Here is a 15,946-nt window from a genome sequence, read left to right as displayed (position 1 = left end):
GCATCAATAAAAAATGAGTTAGCCGATAAGCCGAGTTCTGTCGAGGACAATCATTCATCTAGGCATTTATTTACACAAATGCTCAAGCAACCTACCCGAATCCTGCGCGGGCCACACATTGGATTCCTATTTGGTCTTGCTACGGGTGGAGTTTACCATGCCATGAATTGTTACCAATCACGCGGTGCGCTCTTACCGCACCCTTTCACCCTTACCTGATCTCAAATGAGCCATTGGCGGTCTGCTCTCTGTTGCACTGGTCGTAGGCTCGCGCCTCCTGGACGTTATCCAGCACCCTGCCCTGTGTAGCTCGGACTTTCCTCTCGTTTACTTGTCCCCAAGGTCGTTTGCACGGTTGAGGGCTTCAATAAACCAGCGATTGCCTGGCTAACTCGGCGCGCAGTATAACGGATTTTTGTAAAAGTTAAAACAGAAGTTTTAATTGGCTTTTATCATTCTGAATGATTAGAATACTGCCTGTTTGAGTTTAACGATCAAGGATTACTATGAATTATCTACAAATTGCTAAAGAAACGTTAGCGGTTGAACAACAAGCGCTAGGGCGTTTACAACAACAATTACCAGCAAATTTCGCTGAAATTGTTGAATTAATCCTACATTGTGAAGGGCGTTTAGTGATCGGTGGGATTGGTAAATCAGGATTAGTAGGTAAAAAAATGGTTGCTACCTTTTCTTCTACTGGTACACCAAGTTTCTTTTTACATCCGACCGAAGCCTTTCATGGTGATTTAGGAATGTTAAAACCGATTGATATTGTGTTGTTAATCTCTTATAGCGGCGAAACAGATGATGTCAATAAACTTATTCCAAGTTTGAAAAATTTTGGTAATAAAATTATTGCAATGACAGGCAATCTTAGCTCTACCTTAGCTAAACACGCGGATTATGTATTAGATATCAGTGTAGAAAGAGAAGTTTGCCCGAACAATTTAGCACCAACGACTTCCGTATTAGTCACAATGGCGCTTGGCGATGCGTTAGCAGTAGCATTAATAAAAGCTCGTAATTTTCAAGCGGAAGATTTTGCGAAATTTCATCCGGGTGGCAGCTTAGGGCGTCGTTTACTTTGCAAAGTGCGTGATAAGATGCAAACCAAATTACCAGTGGCAGCAGCTAGTACTCGTTTTCTTGATTGCTTAACGGTAATGAATGAAGGTCGGATGGGTGTTGCCATCATTATGGAACAGGGTAAGTTGCAAGGTATTATTACCGATGGCGATATTCGTCGTGCGATGAGCCGTTATGGTGAAGCAGTACTGCAAAAATGCGCTGGTGATTTTATGACGACGCAACCAAAAACGATTAATCAAAATACTTATTTAGGACAAGCAGAAGATTATATGCGTCAGCATAAGATTCACTCTTTAGTTGTTGTGGATGATCAGCAGCAAGTCGTTGGTTTATATGAATTTTCAAGTTAAGGGAACAATATGCAGGAAAAATTAGCGAAAATTAAATTAGTCATTACCGATGTTGATGGTGTTTTAACTGATGGCTCGCTCTATTATGGCGAAAATGGTGAAGTATTTAAGGTGTTTAATGCACGTGATGGACTTGGCACTCGTATGTTATTGGAAAGTGGTGTACAAGTGGCAGTGCTATCTGGTCGCGATTCATTAGTGTTGCGTAAACGTATTGAAGAACTCAGTATTCCATTATTCCAATTAGGCAAGTTAGAAAAAGAGAGCGCTTGTTTATCATTAATTGAACAAGCGGGCGTTACTGCAGAAGAAGTGTTATACATCGGTGATGACAGCGTAGATTTACCTGCATTTGCCGTATGTGGCTTGACGGCAACAGTGGCTGAAGCACAAGACTATATCAAAGATAAAGTAGATATTGTCACCAAAGCAAATGGCGGACGTGGTGCTTTCCGTGAAATCGTGGATATGATTCTAGCGGCACAAGGCAAATCAGCGATTTATACCTCAGCAACGGGATTTTTGCATACCGCTAAAAAAATGGCGCAGTAATCTGTCCTTAAAAAGGTTCCCCTCTTTAATGAAATAAAGAGGGGTAGGGGAGATTTAAATTCAATAAAATCAAAAGGATATAATCTATTTAATGCACAATATTCCAATCCATTTCATCACAATTAATGCTAATCTATTTCTTCTTAGTTAGCGGTTTGCCCCTTACCTCTCCAGTTAAAGATTCAAGAAAAGCAACAATATCATCTACTTGCTGTGCTGAAAGCGTTTTACCCAATTGATATTTCAAGACTAAATTAACTGCCTGATGTAAATTATTGGTTCTGGCATCATGAAAATAAGGCGCAGTCAAAGCGATATTGCGTAAAGATGGCACTTTAAAACGATATTTATCACTTTCTTGCTGTGTCTGATTGTAACGACCTAAATCAGCGTTAGTTTCAGGTGTACCCCGATCTTTAGTGTAATCTGCATAAATTCCTATAATTTCAAACGAGTTACCACCCATATTGATACCGCTATGACAGGTATCGCAGCGATTCTCTTTAAATAATTGATAGCCACGTTTTTGCTGTTCAGTTAATGCAGAAGTATCGCCTTTTAAATAGCGATCAAAAGGACTATTTAGTGTAATTAACCGCTTTTCAAATTCAGCAATGGCATCCGTCATATTGGCTTGTGTTAATTCAGGATAAACTTGTAAAAACAGATCAAGAAATTGCGGATCTTTAGTTAATTTTTCCTCAATTTCCTGCCAATTATGATAACCCATTTCAATCGGATTCAATGGTGGTTGTGCCACTTGTTCAGCCAAGTTTTTAGCTCGACCGTCCCAAAATTGGCTAGTATTAAAAACAGCGTTATAAACTGTTGGCGCATTGATCGGCCCTTTTTGTTGATAAATGCCGGTTGAAGTCGCTAGACCATCAACACCACCTTTATCAAGTGGATGACAACTAAAACAACTAATTGAATTATCAAAAGATAAGCGTTGGTCAGTAAACAACATTCCACCAATCATCACCTTACGAAAATCAACCGGTAAGCGTTCAGGAATCGGCAAAATAAAGGTTTGTTGATCGGTATTCGGTAATTTTTCCTTATGGAGCTGTTCCGTCCATTGACTTAATAGGGCAGATTCTTCAGCAGTGAATTGATAAGGTAAACGTGAATGCAAATCTTGTTGATCAGTCTGATGTCGCAAAAAATATTGTAATTTTGCCAAATCGGTAATGGTAATGTTGTCAGGGTGATTTAATTGTTCCGTAATCGCTGCCACTAAAAAGCTTTTCTTTCCAATATTAATTTGCTGTTTATCAGCATAAGGCAAACTTTCTGCCGCTGAACTGCTATGGCAATCAGTACAATGCTTTTGCGTGAAAAGACGCTGCATCTCTTGTGCAGTAATCTTTTGCTGTGTTTTCGGTAAATCTTGCACTGCAATATTGGCATTATCTGCCATTGCGGAAAATGGAAAAACAGCTGCAACAAGTAACGATAATGCAGCTAAAGGAATAGTTTTTAGCATGATGATTTTTGGGTTTAGATAACTTATTGAGTTATTACAGAAAATTTCCCAAAAGATCGCAATAATCGGAAGGGGGTAATTGTCTGAAAAAGGTGAGATTGTTTGATTTAAATCAGTAGGAATTAGTAGTCGGTATTCTCTCAATATACATATTGTCTAAATTACATAGCGATATTGATAGAAAAACAACAGTAAAAATAGCCAAATTGCATTACAATAACCTCCTTTGTTAACAAGTTACTATTTTGTTACAAGGCATAAACTTAATTATTTACGAGGAAACAATGAAAAAAAGTACATTAATTGCAATTTTGATTGCTATCGTTCTAGGTTTTACGGTAATGGGCAGCTATAACAGTTTAGTGCAAGCAGAAGAAGATATTGATTCTGTATGGGCAAATGTTGAGTCACAATACCAACGTCGTGCCGATTTAATTCCAAACTTAGTGAATACTGTTAAAGGACAAGCAAATTTTGAAAAAGAAACTTTGACCAATGTAGTTGAAGCAAGGGCTAAAGCGACACAAATCAAAATTGATCCTGCTAATATGACTGAAGAACAATTAGCGCAATTCCAAAGCCAACAAAATCAAGTAGGTTCTACACTGTCACGTTTATTAGCTACTGTTGAAAACTATCCACAATTAAAGGCGAATGAAGGCTTTTTAACACTACAAACGCAATTAGAAGGAACTGAGAATCGCATTAACGTGGCGAGAAATAACTTTAATGCAGCAGCAAAAGAGTATAACAAAAAGATTCGTACTTTCCCGACTAAGTTAGTGGCAATGTTATTTGGCTTTAATGAAAAACCTTACTTCAAATCAGACGCTGGGGCAGAAAAAGCACCAACAGTTAATTTCAATTAATTGTAAGAGCTAATAATGTTTTTATTTACGCAACCTATTGATAAAAAAGCAATTGAACAAGCAATTTCGCTCTTGGAGAAACGGACCTCTGCGGAATTGCGAGTTTATATTGAACGTAAGATGCCCAAAGCACAGAGCAGTAGTATTGAACGTGCAAAGGCATTATTTACTGAATTGGAAATGGAGAAAACAGCGCAACGAAATGGGGTGTTGATTTATGTTGCGTTGCAGTCGAAACAGTGTGCAGTGATTGGTGATCAAGGGATTGATCAATATGTAGCAGCAAGTTTTTGGCAACAGGCTTGTGATTTAATTGTGGCTGGCGCAAAGCAAAAACAACATACGACAGGTATTGTCAATGCGATTCGATTAATTGCCGACTGTTTAGCGCAACATTTCCCTTATCAAGCCGATGATCGTAATGAATTACCAAATGATGTGGTGATCAAATGAAAAAGTTAGTGTTATTGATTTGGTTATTGTTATTAGCATTTGGACAAGCATTAGCGGATAGTTATCCTCCAGTACCACAACCATTTCGTTATTTGAATGATTATACGCATACCTTAACGCAACAACAGCAACAAGTGATTGAGCAGCAATTGGTGAATTATAGCCAAAAGACCAGTTCACAAATTGCCGTTGTGATGATTCCCTCCACCGGCAGTATTGAAATCGCCGATTATGCGTTTACTTTGGGAGATCGTTGGGGCATCGGGCGCAAAAAACTGAATAATGGCGTATTAATGCTAATTGCGAAAAACGATCGCAAAATTTTTATTGCAACTGGACAAGGGCTTGAAGGGGCGTTACCTGATGCCTTTTTAGGAAAAGTCATTCGTCAAGTGATTACGCCAGCATTTCGTGAAAATCGTTATGCCACAGGAATTGCCGAAGGTTTGAAGTATATTATGGCTGCTAGCCAAGGTGAGTTTAAACCGGAACAATTACAAGAAGAAGATCGTTATGATTTTATTCCATTATTAATGGTAGCGTTTTTCTTTTTGGTGGTCTTTTTAAGTGAACGACATAAAGGTAGAACTTATGTCAGCCCAAGATCTCGTCGTGGTGGCGGCTTTGGTGGTTTTGGCGGTTTTGGCGGAGGCAGCAGCAGTGGTGGCAGTGGCGGCGGATTCGGCGGTGGTAGCTTTGGCGGCGGCGGTGCTGGCGGTAGCTGGTAACTCTTCTAGGTAAGATTGGTTTATCCATAGGCTTATGTTACAATCTTGCCACTTTTTGTCTTTGACCAGTAACGTTGAGGTTAATACATGGAAACTATCGAAAGAATTAAACAACAATTAAGCGAAAATCCGATTATCATCTATATGAAAGGTTCACCAAAATTCCCTTCTTGTGGCTTTTCAGCAAGAGCAGTAGAAGCAATTATTAATTGCCAAGTGCCATTTGGTTATGTTGATATTTTGCAACATCCAGATATTCGTGCAGAATTACCGAAATTTGCGAATTGGCCAACATTCCCACAATTATGGGTTGAAGGTGAATTAATTGGTGGTTGTGACATTATTCTTGAAATGTTCCAAAAAGGTGAATTACAACCATTATTGAAAGAAACTGCAGCGAAGTATGCAGATCAAGAACAACAAGCTTAATTAATGTTAAAATAAGCCCTCGATTAAGAGGGCTATTTTTTTGAGGAAAACCATGCAGAAAGATCTGACTTTTTATTTTTTACGTCATGGGCGTACGGTATGGAATGAAACTGGTTTATTACAAGGACAAGGGGATTCCGCTTTAACAGAAGAGGGCATTAATGGTGCTGTGGCAGCAGGTAAAGCATTAAAAGAGATTCCTTTTGTGGCGGCATATTCAAGTTGTTTACAGCGTACGATTGATACTGCACGTTATGTGATTGGTGAGCGTGATATTCCATTATTTCAGCATCAAGGTTTGAATGAACAATTTTTTGGTCAATGGGAAGGTATTCAGATCGATACTATTCGTCATACTGAACCATTTCAAAATTTGGTTAAACAACCAGAACTTTATGATCAAAATATTCAGCAATATAACCAAGGTGAACCCTTTTCAGCATTAGCAGCACGTTCTTGGCAAGCAGTGCAAGATATTATTAAAGTACATCAGCAAGGCAATATTTTGGTGGTTTCACATGGGCATACGTTGCGTTTGTTGTTAGCGTTGTTAGGTGGGCATACTTGGCAAAATCATCGTCAGCCGGGAGTGAGCGAGAGTTTGATCAATTGCAGTATCAGTGTAGTGCATTATCAGCAAGATGAAACAGGCGGAACATTTCATATTGAACGTAAAAATGATACTTCTCATTTGTCTATTGCGGTGCCGTTATAAAAATTAAGGCGTATATTGGCAGAGATATACGCCAATTCCAATCAAATTTAACCATTAAATGAATTACTCTCTCAGAAAATATCAAGAAGCAGATTGTGTATTGTTGGCAGATTTATTTTTCCGGTCAATTCATACTACTTGTCAGAATGATTATAGTCAGGAGCAACTTAATGCTTGGGCTAATGGAAAAGTTGATTTAACTGAATGGCATCACTCTTTTTGTGAACATTATACTGTGGTTGCTGCGTTAGATAATGGGGTCATTGTTGGATTTGGTGACATTGACATCAATGGTTATTTAGATCGTTTGTTTGTGCATCCAGATTATCAACGACAAGGCATTGCTACTGCGATTTGTAATAAATTAGAAAGCGTTGTGAAGGTTGAAACATTGTCCGTATATGCATCAATTACAGCACAGCGTTTTTTTGAAAAGCGTGGTTATGTCACTATTAAGTCGCAATCTGTGGCGAGAAAAGGGATTTTATTACGAAATTATTTAATGGAAAAGCGCCTTGTCTAAGAATAGGCAAAACTTTCTTTTATGATATTAAAGAGAGTTTTTCTATTTTCTTCATATATTAATGTGTTATTTCTAACAATGACTTATAAGCTTGCCCCACAATTTGCCAGCCACTGCGGAAAATAAATAGGCGTTAATAACGCACTGGCGACAATATCCACCCAGGTAATTGACCATAACCATGCGCTTAAACCTGCGATAATAGCGATAATGGAACCAAAGGCATCGGCTAAAACGTGCATATAAGCTGCTTTTAAATTTAAATTGCCCAAATCACCTTTCAACATAAAAAAGGCAACGACTACATTGATCAATAAACCGATAACTGCCACCGTTAGCATTGGAATAGCATCAAGGGCTAATGGATTTTGCCAACGATCAACAGCTTCTATCAGAATAACAACGGCAACAACTAATAGAGAAATACCGTTTAAAACGGCAAACCATTTTTGCGCGCGTGAGGATAAAAATAGTGAAATTAATGCTAGCAGTAGAGAAAAACTATCATTTGCCATATGACCCGCATCGGCTAATAGCGCAAGGCTGTTAAATGCGTAGCCTGCCCAAAATTCAATCAACATAAAGCTGCAAATTAATAAAAAACTAATTGTCAGTACAAATTTATTATTTGTATGGCTATGCTGATGTGAATGTGAATGTGAATGTGAATGTGAATGTTCTTCGTTGTTTTTTGTATTAGTTACATTACACATAATCTCTCCTAAATAAATAGTAAAATTTAAGTGTGATTATGATGAACCTTGTAGCTACTACGGAGTCAAGTCTTTTTAATGCTGAATTATGAATTAGAAAATTAAAAAATTTAGCTGGTTTAGTAGAATGATAAATAGATTTTATTAATAAGTGGGAATATAAAGAAACAGAGTAGAGAGAACTGGTTGCGGGGGCTGGATTTGAACCAACGACCTTCGGGTTATGAGCCCGACGAGCTACCAAGCTGCTCCACCCCGCGTTAGATGTGCGCTACTATACAACATTTTTTCGTTTTTGCAATATTTTTTGAAGAAATAAATTTTTTTTGATAAAAAAATAACCATTATCGAAACTGAACGCTAATTTGGCATGAAATTTCTCTAAGAGAACCGTAAAATTGCTATCTATTCATCATAATTTTTGTTAGCGTAACGGCGCTTAAAAAAAGCAGGAACAGAGGTTATATCGGTCATTTATGAAAAGAATTAAAAAATTGGCTGCAGTTGCCGCAGCAATCTTAGTGTTAGCAGGGTGTTCAACACAAAATCGTTCTACATCAAGTGTGATGGATCGTTCATTATATGAACAACTTGGTGCAGTTTATCAAGGGCGTAGTTATATGAGTATGCCTTTGACTCCAGTGGGAATGGTAGAAAATCATAGTCCAATTGTGAATCAAGGTGATTTTTTGACGCAGTTAAGCCTGATCTCTAGTGTATCACCACGTTTAAGTGCGACTTATCGCACGACTTATGACAAAATTACCAGCTGGGTGCTAGCAGGCGCAGATGTATCTCAATTAAATAATTTTGGTATCGGTATTCAAAAAATGGCGGGGCAAGATGGTTTCCAAAATGTATTGATGACAGGATATTATTCTCCAGTGATCCACGCTCGTCACACACCGCAAGGGCAATATCGTCATCCTATTTATGCAATGCCAAAAGCCAAACGTTTTTCACGAGCGCAAATTTATGCCGGTGCTTTACAAGGGAAAGGCTTAGAGTTGGCTTATAGTGATTCTATGTTGGATAACTTTTTATTAGGTGTACAAGGTAGTGGTTATATTGATTTTGGTAATAATGATCTCACTTATTTCGCCTATGCAGGACAAAATGGTTTCCCATATACCAGCGTTGGTCGCTTATTAGTAGAAGATGGTGAAATCCCAAAAGAAAAAATGTCGGTACAAGCGATCAAAGATTGGGCACAACGTAACCCTAGCCGTTTACAAGGTTTATTAGAACGCAATGAATCTTATGTCTTTTTCAAAAATGTACCAAATGGCAAAGTAAAAGGTTCAGCTGGTATTCCGCTTGTACCATTAGCATCTGTTGCCTCTGATCGTAGCTTAATTCCATCTGGCAGTGTTTTATTAGTCGAAATGCCTGAAATTGATGATGAAGGGAATTGGTTAGGTAAACATCAATTACGTTTAATGGTGGCGCTAGATGTTGGTGGTGCAGTAAAAGGACAACATTTCGACCTCTATCAAGGTATTGGTGAAAAAGCCGGACATGTTGCTGGTTTGTTGAAACATTATGGACGCGTTTGGGTATTAAATTAATTGTATGGCACGAGTAGATAATTTTGAACAACGTTTTGGTGGTATTGGGCGTTTGTATGGCGAAGCTGCCTTAGAACGCCTGCGTCAAGCTCATGTATGTGTAATTGGCATCGGCGGCGTTGGTTCGTGGGTAGTCGAAGCATTAGCACGTTCTGGGGTTGGCAAGCTGACCCTAATTGATATGGATGATATTTGCGTGACTAATGTTAATCGACAAATCCATGCAGTAACAGAAAATATCGGGGCTTTGAAAACGGAGGTAATGCAGCAACGTGTGTTAGCAATTAATCCTACTGCACAAGTGGATGTCATTGATGATTTCCTAACAACAGAAAACCTAAATGAATATCTATTGAAAGGTTATGATTATGTCGTAGATGCAATTGATAGCGTAAAAGTTAAAGCAGCGTTATTAGCCTTTTGCAAACGTCATAAAATTAAAGTGATTACCACTGGCGGCGCTGGTGGGCAAACTGATCCAAGCCAAATTCAAATTAAAGATTTAAGTAAAACAATCCAAGACCCATTAGCTGCAAAAGTCCGTTATTTATTACGCAAGCAGTATGGTTTTACCGATAATCCACAACGTAAATTCGGCATTGATTGTGTGTTTTCCACACAACCACTGATTTTTCCTAAAGTAAGTGGAGAGTGTTCAACTTCAGCCACAATGAATTGTAGCAATGGTTTTGGTGCAGCAACGATGGTGACAGCGACTTTCGGTTTCTTTGCTGCTGCCAGAGTAGTGGATAAATTGTTACAAAATAAAACCAACTAATTTGCTATAATCTGCCACAATTTTGACCTGATAAAAGAAAGAATATGAATCAATTATTTGCCACCACAGCTCGTGGATTTGAAGAACTATTAAAAACAGAATTAGAAAAGTTAGGTGCACAACAATGCAAAGTGGTACAAGGCGGTGTGCATTATGCTGCTGACGATGACACCTTGTATCAAACGCTATTATGGAGTCGCTTGAGTTCGCGGATTTTATATCCGTTATTTACTTGCAAAGTGTATGATGATTTAGATTTGTATAATTCAGTAGTGAATTTTGCTTGGCAGCAACATTTTAATGCCGATGATAGTTTTGTGGTAGATTTTAACGGGACTAATGAAGCGATTCGCCATACCCAATATGGTGCAATGCGAGTAAAAGATGGGATTGTTGATTATTTCACTTGTCAAGGCGAAGCGCGTCCGCAAGTAGATAAAGATTATCCTGATATTCGTATCCACGCCTATTTGAATCGTGATGAATTAAATGTGTCATTAGATTTAAGTGGCGAAGCGTTACATATGCGTGGTTATCGTAGTGATACTGGTGCGGCACCATTACGAGAAACATTAGCAGCAGCAATTATTATCCGCTCAGGTTGGCAGTTTGGTACACCATTAGTCGATCCAATGTGTGGTTCAGGTACTTTATTGATTGAAGCAGCACAAATGGAAGCACAAATTGCACCGCAATTAACGCGCTTGCATTGGGGATTCAATCATTGGAAAAAACATCAACAAACGGTTTGGTTGCGCGTAAAGGAAGCGGCATTAGCAAAAGCGGAACAAGGCAAGCAACAATGTAAAGCACACTTCTTTGGTTTAGATCGTGATCATCGAGTTCTAGAAAAAGCCCGACAAAATGCGCAAAATGCAGGGGTAGGGCATTTAATCCAGTTTACTGCCGCTGATATTGCGAGCTTAACACCGCCAACAGAAGAAGTCGGTACAGTAGTGTGTAATCCACCGTATGGGGAACGTTTAGGAGCAACGCCAACCTTAATCGCCCTGTATTCAGTTTTTGGCAGACGTTTAAAACAGTATTTTCCACATTGGCAAGCCTCAATTTTTAGTAGTGAATTAAGTTTGTTAGATTGTTTGCGTTTACGTTCTTCACGCCAATTTAAAGCGAAAAATGGTCCGTTAGATTGTGTGCAAAAAAATTATTTAATTGGTGAACGTAGCGTAGAAAATGAGCAAGAGGATAATCCATTACAATTCCAACAACGCGCTGATGTTGCACCAGATTTTAGTAATCGTTTAGCAAAAAATATTAAGAAAATTGAGAAATGGGCGAAACAGCAAGGATTAGAGGCTTATCGTTTATATGATGCCGATTTGCCGGAATATAATTTAGCGGTAGATCGTTATGCTGACCATATCGTAGTACAAGAATATGCTGCGCCAAAAAATATTGATCCACAAAAAGCTAGACAGCGTTTATTAGATGCGGTAACCGCAACACTAAATGTAACTGGTGTAGCAACAGACAAATTAGTATTGAAAGTGCGTCAAAAACAAAAAGGCAATAATCAATATGAAAAATTAGCCAATAAAGGCGATTACTTTTTTGTCAATGAATATGGTGCAAAATTGTGGGTAAATCTGACTGATTATTTGGATACAGGGCTGTTTTTAGATCACCGTTTAACACGCAAAATGGTGGGTGAGATGGCAAAAGGCAAAGATTTTCTTAATCTGTTTGCTTATACAGGATCTTGTAGCGTACACGCCATTTTAGGTGGAGCAAAATCAAGTACCACTGTTGATATGTCCAATACTTATTTAAACTGGGCTGAGCAGAATTTTATTTTGAATGAGATTAAAGGCAAGCAACACAAATTGATTCAAGCAGATTGCTTACAATGGTTGGAGAATGCGAAAGGGCAATATGATTTAATTTTTGTTGATCCACCAACTTTTTCTAATTCAAAACGAATGGAAAATAGCTGGGATGTTCAGCGAGATCATTTACAGCTGCTAGCAAAATTAAGCAAATTATTACGCCGCAATGGTGTAATCATTTTCTCGAACAATAAACGTGGTTTTAAGATGGATCTGAATGGTTTGGCACGATTAGGTTTAAGTGCGGAAAATATTTCAGAACGTACATTGCCACTCGATTTCCAACGCAATCCGCATATTCATAATTGTTGGAAAATTACTTTTCATCAAGAGTAGTTATGAACTGTTTTAATCTAAATCTGCCAAAAAAGGCGAACGATCATAAATATTTAGGTAATGCGATTGCGGATAGTCGTGTCTTAGCCATCGCAGAAATTGCACAACAACATCAAGGCGTGATTGTTGTAGTAACGCCTGATATGCGACAAGCTAACCATTTAGCAGAGAGTTTGTCGCAATTTTCATTGTCAGCAGAGATTTTTTCTGATTGGGAAACGTTACCTTATGATAACTTTTCACCACATCAAGAGATTATTTCGACTCGTCTAAGTACGCTATTTCAGTTGCAACAGGTAAAACAAGGGATCTTTATTTTACCGGTTAGTACCTTGATGCAGCGTGTTTGTCCGCCAAGTTATTTAGCACAAAACGTTTTCTTAATTAAAAAAGGTCAACGTTGTGATCTTGAACAATTAAGAATGCAGCTGCATCAAGCAGGCTATCGTGCTGTTGATCAGGTCTTTGAACACGGAGAATATTCGGTACGAGGAGCTTTACTTGACCTTTTCCCAATGGGAAGCCACGAACCTTATCGTTTAGATTTTTTTGATGATGAGATTGATTCAATTCGTACTTTTGATGTTGATACGCAACGTACAATCGCCGAGATCAAACAAATTAATCTCTTACCTGCTCACGAATTTCCGAGTGATGAAAAAGGAATAGAATTTTTCCGTACTAATTTTCGGGAAACCTTTGGCGAAATTAGACGTGATCCGGAACATATTTACCAACAGATAAGTAAAGGAACGCTGTTTGCCGGTATCGAATATTGGCAGCCACTCTTTTTTCATCAAATGGCAACCTTTTTTGATTATGTGCCAATCAATACTTTGTTTATTACTGATGAACAAATTCAGCAGCAAGGCGAAGCCTTTTTTCGTGATGCGGAATTACGCTATGAAAATCAGAAAGTGGATCCGATGCGTCCTTTGTTGCCACCAAGTAAATTATGGCTGCGTCCAGATAATGTGAATCAATATTTGAAGGATTATCCACGTTTTACACTTACGCAAACGAAGTTGGAGCAGCAAGCACGCAATCAAAATTTAGCAGTTGCTGCGTTACCAGAATTAACGATCAATTCACAACAAAAAGAGCCATTAAAATTATTACGTCAATTTATTGAAGAACGCTCCGAACCAATTATCTTTTCGGTAGAAAGTGAGGGGCGGCGAGAAACCCTATTATCGTTATTAAAACCACTAAAAATTAAACCGACCTCGATTACCGATTTAGCTCAAGCGAAACAACAGCGTTTTAGCTTAATGATTGGTGCAATGGAACAAGGCTTTATTGTTGAAGAACAGTTTGCCTTGATTTGTGAAACGGATTTTCTTGGCGAAAAAGTGCAAACTCGTCAGCGCCAGCAACAAAAGAATGTGAATCCAGATGCGCTGATTCGCAATTTAGCTGAATTAAAAATTGGACAACCAGTAGTGCATTTGGAACATGGTGTTGGTCGTTATGATGGCTTAACCACGTTAGAAACGGGCGGTATGGTGGCAGAATATTTAGTGTTGCGTTATGCCGATGATGCCAAATTATATGTACCAGTTTCTTCATTGCATTTGATTAGTCGTTATGTTGGTGGCGGTGAAGAGAATGCGCCATTGCATAAATTAGGTAGTGAGGCGTGGGTAAGATCTCGTCAAAAAGCGGCAGAGAAAATTCGTGATGTGGCGGCGGAATTATTGGATGTGTATGCGAAACGTGAATCACGTCCCGGTTTTGCGTTCCAATATGATCGTGAAGAATTCCAACAATTTGTGGCAACTTTCCCTTTTGAAGAAACTTATGATCAGCAAATGGCGATTAATGCCGTTATTGGTGATATGTGTCAAGCTAAACCTATGGATCGTCTAGTTTGCGGTGATGTGGGTTTTGGTAAAACAGAAGTGGCAATGCGAGCTGCGTTTTTGGCTGTGATGAACCATAAGCAAGTGGCAGTGTTGGTACCGACAACTTTATTGGCACAACAACATTATGACAATTTCAGTGATCGCTTTGCTAATTTACCTGTTAATGTTGAAGTATTGTCACGTTTTAAAACCACTAAAGAACAGAAAAATGTATTAGCCCAAGTACAAGAAGGGAAAATCGATATTCTAATCGGTACACATAAGTTGTTACAAGGCGAAGTTGCATTTAAAGATTTAGGCTTATTAATCATTGATGAAGAGCATCGTTTTGGTGTTAGACAAAAGGAAAAAATCAAACAACTGCGCAGTAATATTGATATTTTAACGTTAACCGCAACACCAATTCCACGCACTTTAAATATGGCGATGAATGGTATTCGTGATTTATCAATTATTTCAACACCACCAGCACGCCGATTAGTGATTAAAACATTTGTTCGACAAAATGATGAACGGGTAGTACGTGAAGCGATTTTGCGTGAAATTTTGCGTGGTGGACAGGTGTATTACCTGCATAATGATGTTGAAACTATTCAAAATTGTGCTGAAAAATTAGCGGAGTTAGTTCCAGAGGCTCGTATTGGTATTGGTCATGGGCAAATGCGTGAACGTGAATTAGAGCGGGTGATGACAGATTTTTACCATCAACGCTTTAATGTTTTAGTCTGTACAACCATTATTGAAACTGGGATCGATATTCCAAGTGCCAATACTATCATTATTGAGCGAGCTGATCGTTTTGGTTTAGCGCAATTACATCAGTTGCGTGGTCGTGTAGGGCGTTCACACCATCAGGCATATGCGTATTTATTAACACCACCGGAAAAATTGATGACCAAAGATGCAGTGAAGCGTTTGGAAGCATTGAGTAGTTTAGATAATTTAGGTGCTGGTTTCGTGTTGGCAACGCACGATTTAGAGATTCGTGGTGCTGGTGAATTGTTAGGTGATGAACAAAGTGGACAAATCGAAACTATCGGTTTCTCACTATATATGGAATTGCTGGAAAATGCGATGCAAGCCTTAAGAGAAGGCAAAGAACCGACATTAGATGAGCTTACTCAAACGCAAGTGGAAATTGATCTACGCATACCTGCATTATTGCCGGAAGATTATTTGGGTGATGTGAATTTGCGTCTTTCGTTCTATAAACGGATAGCGGGTGCAAAAAATGAAGATGAGCTTGCAGAGTTGAAAGTCGAATTAATCGATCGCTTTGGTCTATTGCCACAAGCAACGAAAAACTTATTTGAAATAGCGTTATTACGTTTGCAAGCTAAACCATTAGGAATCCAAAAAATTGAAGCAATGGCAACAGGTGGTTATCTAGAATTTGCACCGAATGTTGAACTGGATCCAATGCTGTTCTTAAAGTTGATTCAACAACAACCAAAAGTCTATCGTTTTGATGGCCCATTAAAATTTAGATTTACGCAAAACTTTGAGGATCACCAACAACGCTTAAACTTTGTGATTGAATTGGTAGAACGGATTAAAGGGTAGGGTTTGTGGAGTTATTGGCTATTGCGAAAAATAATATAGCAAAGAATGTTGAGGTTGGTATTTGACAAATTTTAGGTAA

At 38.5% G+C, this 15,946-nt stretch carries 13 protein-coding genes, 1 tRNA gene, 1 other RNA gene and 1 pseudogene; 12 read left to right on the top strand and 4 right to left on the bottom strand.

Features of this window, described 5'->3' with window-relative positions; translation table 11 throughout:
- Positions 1-10: 10 nt before the first annotated feature.
- Positions 11-395, bottom strand: an RNA gene (gene rnpB / locus NYR30_RS05700) — RNase P RNA component class A.
- Positions 396-506: 111 nt separating this feature from the next.
- Here rnpB and NYR30_RS05695 point away from each other — a divergent pair.
- Both NYR30_RS05695 and NYR30_RS05690 read left to right on the top strand, forming a co-directional pair.
- Positions 507-1,442 carry a KpsF/GutQ family sugar-phosphate isomerase gene (locus NYR30_RS05695; RefSeq protein ID WP_302502281.1) on the top strand — a complete coding sequence of 312 codons (936 nt, stop codon included), beginning with the start codon at positions 507-509 and terminating at the stop codon, positions 1,440-1,442.
- A 9-nt stretch (positions 1,443-1,451) separates the two neighbouring features.
- Positions 1,452-1,994: a KdsC family phosphatase gene (locus NYR30_RS05690; protein WP_066106465.1), complete on the top strand. Its 543-nt coding sequence runs from the start codon at positions 1,452-1,454 to the stop codon at positions 1,992-1,994.
- Between the two features lie 133 nt (positions 1,995-2,127).
- Here the strand turns inward: NYR30_RS05690 and NYR30_RS05685 are convergent, their stop codons facing one another.
- Positions 2,128-3,480: a cytochrome-c peroxidase gene (locus NYR30_RS05685; protein WP_302502278.1), complete on the bottom strand. Its 1,353-nt coding sequence runs from the start codon at positions 3,478-3,480 to the stop codon at positions 2,128-2,130.
- 284 nt (positions 3,481-3,764) lie between these two features.
- On the opposite strand from NYR30_RS05685, the gene NYR30_RS05680 reads away from it, so the two are divergent.
- The 6 genes from NYR30_RS05680 to NYR30_RS05655 all read left to right on the top strand — a co-directional run bounded on the left by NYR30_RS05680 (position 3,765) and on the right by NYR30_RS05655 (position 7,197).
- Positions 3,765-4,349 carry a LemA family protein gene (locus tag NYR30_RS05680; protein ID WP_066104457.1) on the top strand — a complete coding sequence of 195 codons (585 nt, stop codon included), beginning with the start codon at positions 3,765-3,767 and terminating at the stop codon, positions 4,347-4,349.
- Between the two features lie 15 nt (positions 4,350-4,364).
- On the top strand, positions 4,365-4,802 hold the full coding sequence (locus NYR30_RS05675; protein WP_302502276.1) for a TPM domain-containing protein: 438 nt from the start codon (positions 4,365-4,367) through the stop codon (positions 4,800-4,802).
- On the top strand, positions 4,799-5,530 hold the full coding sequence (locus NYR30_RS05670; protein WP_302502274.1) for a TPM domain-containing protein: 732 nt from the start codon (positions 4,799-4,801) through the stop codon (positions 5,528-5,530). The genes NYR30_RS05675 and NYR30_RS05670 overlap by 4 nt, the downstream gene beginning before the upstream one ends.
- Positions 5,531-5,617: 87 nt before the next feature.
- Positions 5,618-5,959, top strand: a complete 342-nt coding sequence (gene grxD, locus NYR30_RS05665; protein WP_066112824.1) for a Grx4 family monothiol glutaredoxin — start codon at positions 5,618-5,620, stop codon at positions 5,957-5,959.
- Between the two features lie 52 nt (positions 5,960-6,011).
- Positions 6,012-6,674, top strand: a complete 663-nt coding sequence (locus NYR30_RS05660; protein WP_302502272.1) for a histidine phosphatase family protein — start codon at positions 6,012-6,014, stop codon at positions 6,672-6,674.
- A gap of 58 nt (positions 6,675-6,732) precedes the next feature.
- The gene (locus NYR30_RS05655) at positions 6,733-7,197 is read left to right on the top strand and encodes a GNAT family N-acetyltransferase (protein WP_302502271.1); all 465 of its coding nucleotides are present in this window, start codon (positions 6,733-6,735) and stop codon (positions 7,195-7,197) included.
- A 58-nt stretch (positions 7,198-7,255) separates the two neighbouring features.
- On the opposite strand, the pseudogene NYR30_RS05650 reads toward NYR30_RS05655, so the two are convergent.
- Both NYR30_RS05650 and NYR30_RS05645 read right to left on the bottom strand, forming a co-directional pair.
- A pseudogene (locus NYR30_RS05650) lies at positions 7,256-7,910 on the bottom strand (cation diffusion facilitator family transporter).
- Positions 7,911-8,093: 183 nt separating this feature from the next.
- A tRNA-Met gene (locus tag NYR30_RS05645) sits at positions 8,094-8,170 on the bottom strand.
- A 216-nt stretch (positions 8,171-8,386) separates the two neighbouring features.
- Between NYR30_RS05645 and mltA the strand changes: the two genes are divergently transcribed.
- From mltA to mfd, 4 genes are read left to right on the top strand one after another with little or no spacing between them, the layout of a single operon-like run.
- A complete protein-coding gene (mltA, locus tag NYR30_RS05640) occupies positions 8,387-9,478 on the top strand; it encodes a murein transglycosylase A (RefSeq protein ID WP_302502270.1) in 1,092 nt (363 codons plus the stop codon).
- A 4-nt stretch (positions 9,479-9,482) separates the two neighbouring features.
- The gene (tcdA, locus tag NYR30_RS05635) at positions 9,483-10,256 is read left to right on the top strand and encodes a tRNA cyclic N6-threonylcarbamoyladenosine(37) synthase TcdA (RefSeq protein WP_302502269.1); all 774 of its coding nucleotides are present in this window, start codon (positions 9,483-9,485) and stop codon (positions 10,254-10,256) included.
- A gap of 44 nt (positions 10,257-10,300) precedes the next feature.
- Complete coding sequence (gene rlmKL / locus NYR30_RS05630) at positions 10,301-12,439, top strand: bifunctional 23S rRNA (guanine(2069)-N(7))-methyltransferase RlmK/23S rRNA (guanine(2445)-N(2))-methyltransferase RlmL (RefSeq protein WP_302502268.1); 2,139 nt, start codon at positions 10,301-10,303, stop codon at positions 12,437-12,439.
- A 2-nt stretch (positions 12,440-12,441) separates the two neighbouring features.
- Positions 12,442-15,867, top strand: coding sequence for a transcription-repair coupling factor (gene mfd / locus NYR30_RS05625; protein WP_302502267.1), 3,426 nt, complete (start codon positions 12,442-12,444; stop codon positions 15,865-15,867).
- Positions 15,868-15,946 lie beyond the last annotated feature (79 nt).

It is taken from the genome of Gallibacterium salpingitidis (genome assembly GCF_030517105.1).
In the GTDB taxonomy this organism is placed as follows: domain Bacteria; phylum Pseudomonadota; class Gammaproteobacteria; order Enterobacterales; family Pasteurellaceae; genus Gallibacterium; species Gallibacterium salpingitidis.
This window is presented reverse-complemented; position numbering and strand designations above follow the sequence as displayed.

Coding starts and splice junctions, on each gene's coding strand:
- NYR30_RS05695 (WP_302502281.1), top strand. CDS start 507: ATGAATTATCTACAAATTGCTAAAGAAACGTTAGCGGTTGAACAACAA.
- NYR30_RS05690 (WP_066106465.1), top strand. CDS start 1,452: ATGCAGGAAAAATTAGCGAAAATTAAATTAGTCATTACCGATGTTGAT.
- NYR30_RS05685 (WP_302502278.1), bottom strand. CDS start 3,480: ATGCTAAAAACTATTCCTTTAGCTGCATTATCGTTACTTGTTGCAGCT.
- NYR30_RS05680 (WP_066104457.1), top strand. CDS start 3,765: ATGAAAAAAAGTACATTAATTGCAATTTTGATTGCTATCGTTCTAGGT.
- NYR30_RS05675 (WP_302502276.1), top strand. CDS start 4,365: ATGTTTTTATTTACGCAACCTATTGATAAAAAAGCAATTGAACAAGCA.
- NYR30_RS05670 (WP_302502274.1), top strand. CDS start 4,799: ATGAAAAAGTTAGTGTTATTGATTTGGTTATTGTTATTAGCATTTGGA.
- grxD (WP_066112824.1), top strand. CDS start 5,618: ATGGAAACTATCGAAAGAATTAAACAACAATTAAGCGAAAATCCGATT.
- NYR30_RS05660 (WP_302502272.1), top strand. CDS start 6,012: ATGCAGAAAGATCTGACTTTTTATTTTTTACGTCATGGGCGTACGGTA.
- NYR30_RS05655 (WP_302502271.1), top strand. CDS start 6,733: ATGAATTACTCTCTCAGAAAATATCAAGAAGCAGATTGTGTATTGTTG.
- mltA (WP_302502270.1), top strand. CDS start 8,387: ATGAAAAGAATTAAAAAATTGGCTGCAGTTGCCGCAGCAATCTTAGTG.
- tcdA (WP_302502269.1), top strand. CDS start 9,483: ATGGCACGAGTAGATAATTTTGAACAACGTTTTGGTGGTATTGGGCGT.
- rlmKL (WP_302502268.1), top strand. CDS start 10,301: ATGAATCAATTATTTGCCACCACAGCTCGTGGATTTGAAGAACTATTA.
- mfd (WP_302502267.1), top strand. CDS start 12,442: ATGAACTGTTTTAATCTAAATCTGCCAAAAAAGGCGAACGATCATAAA.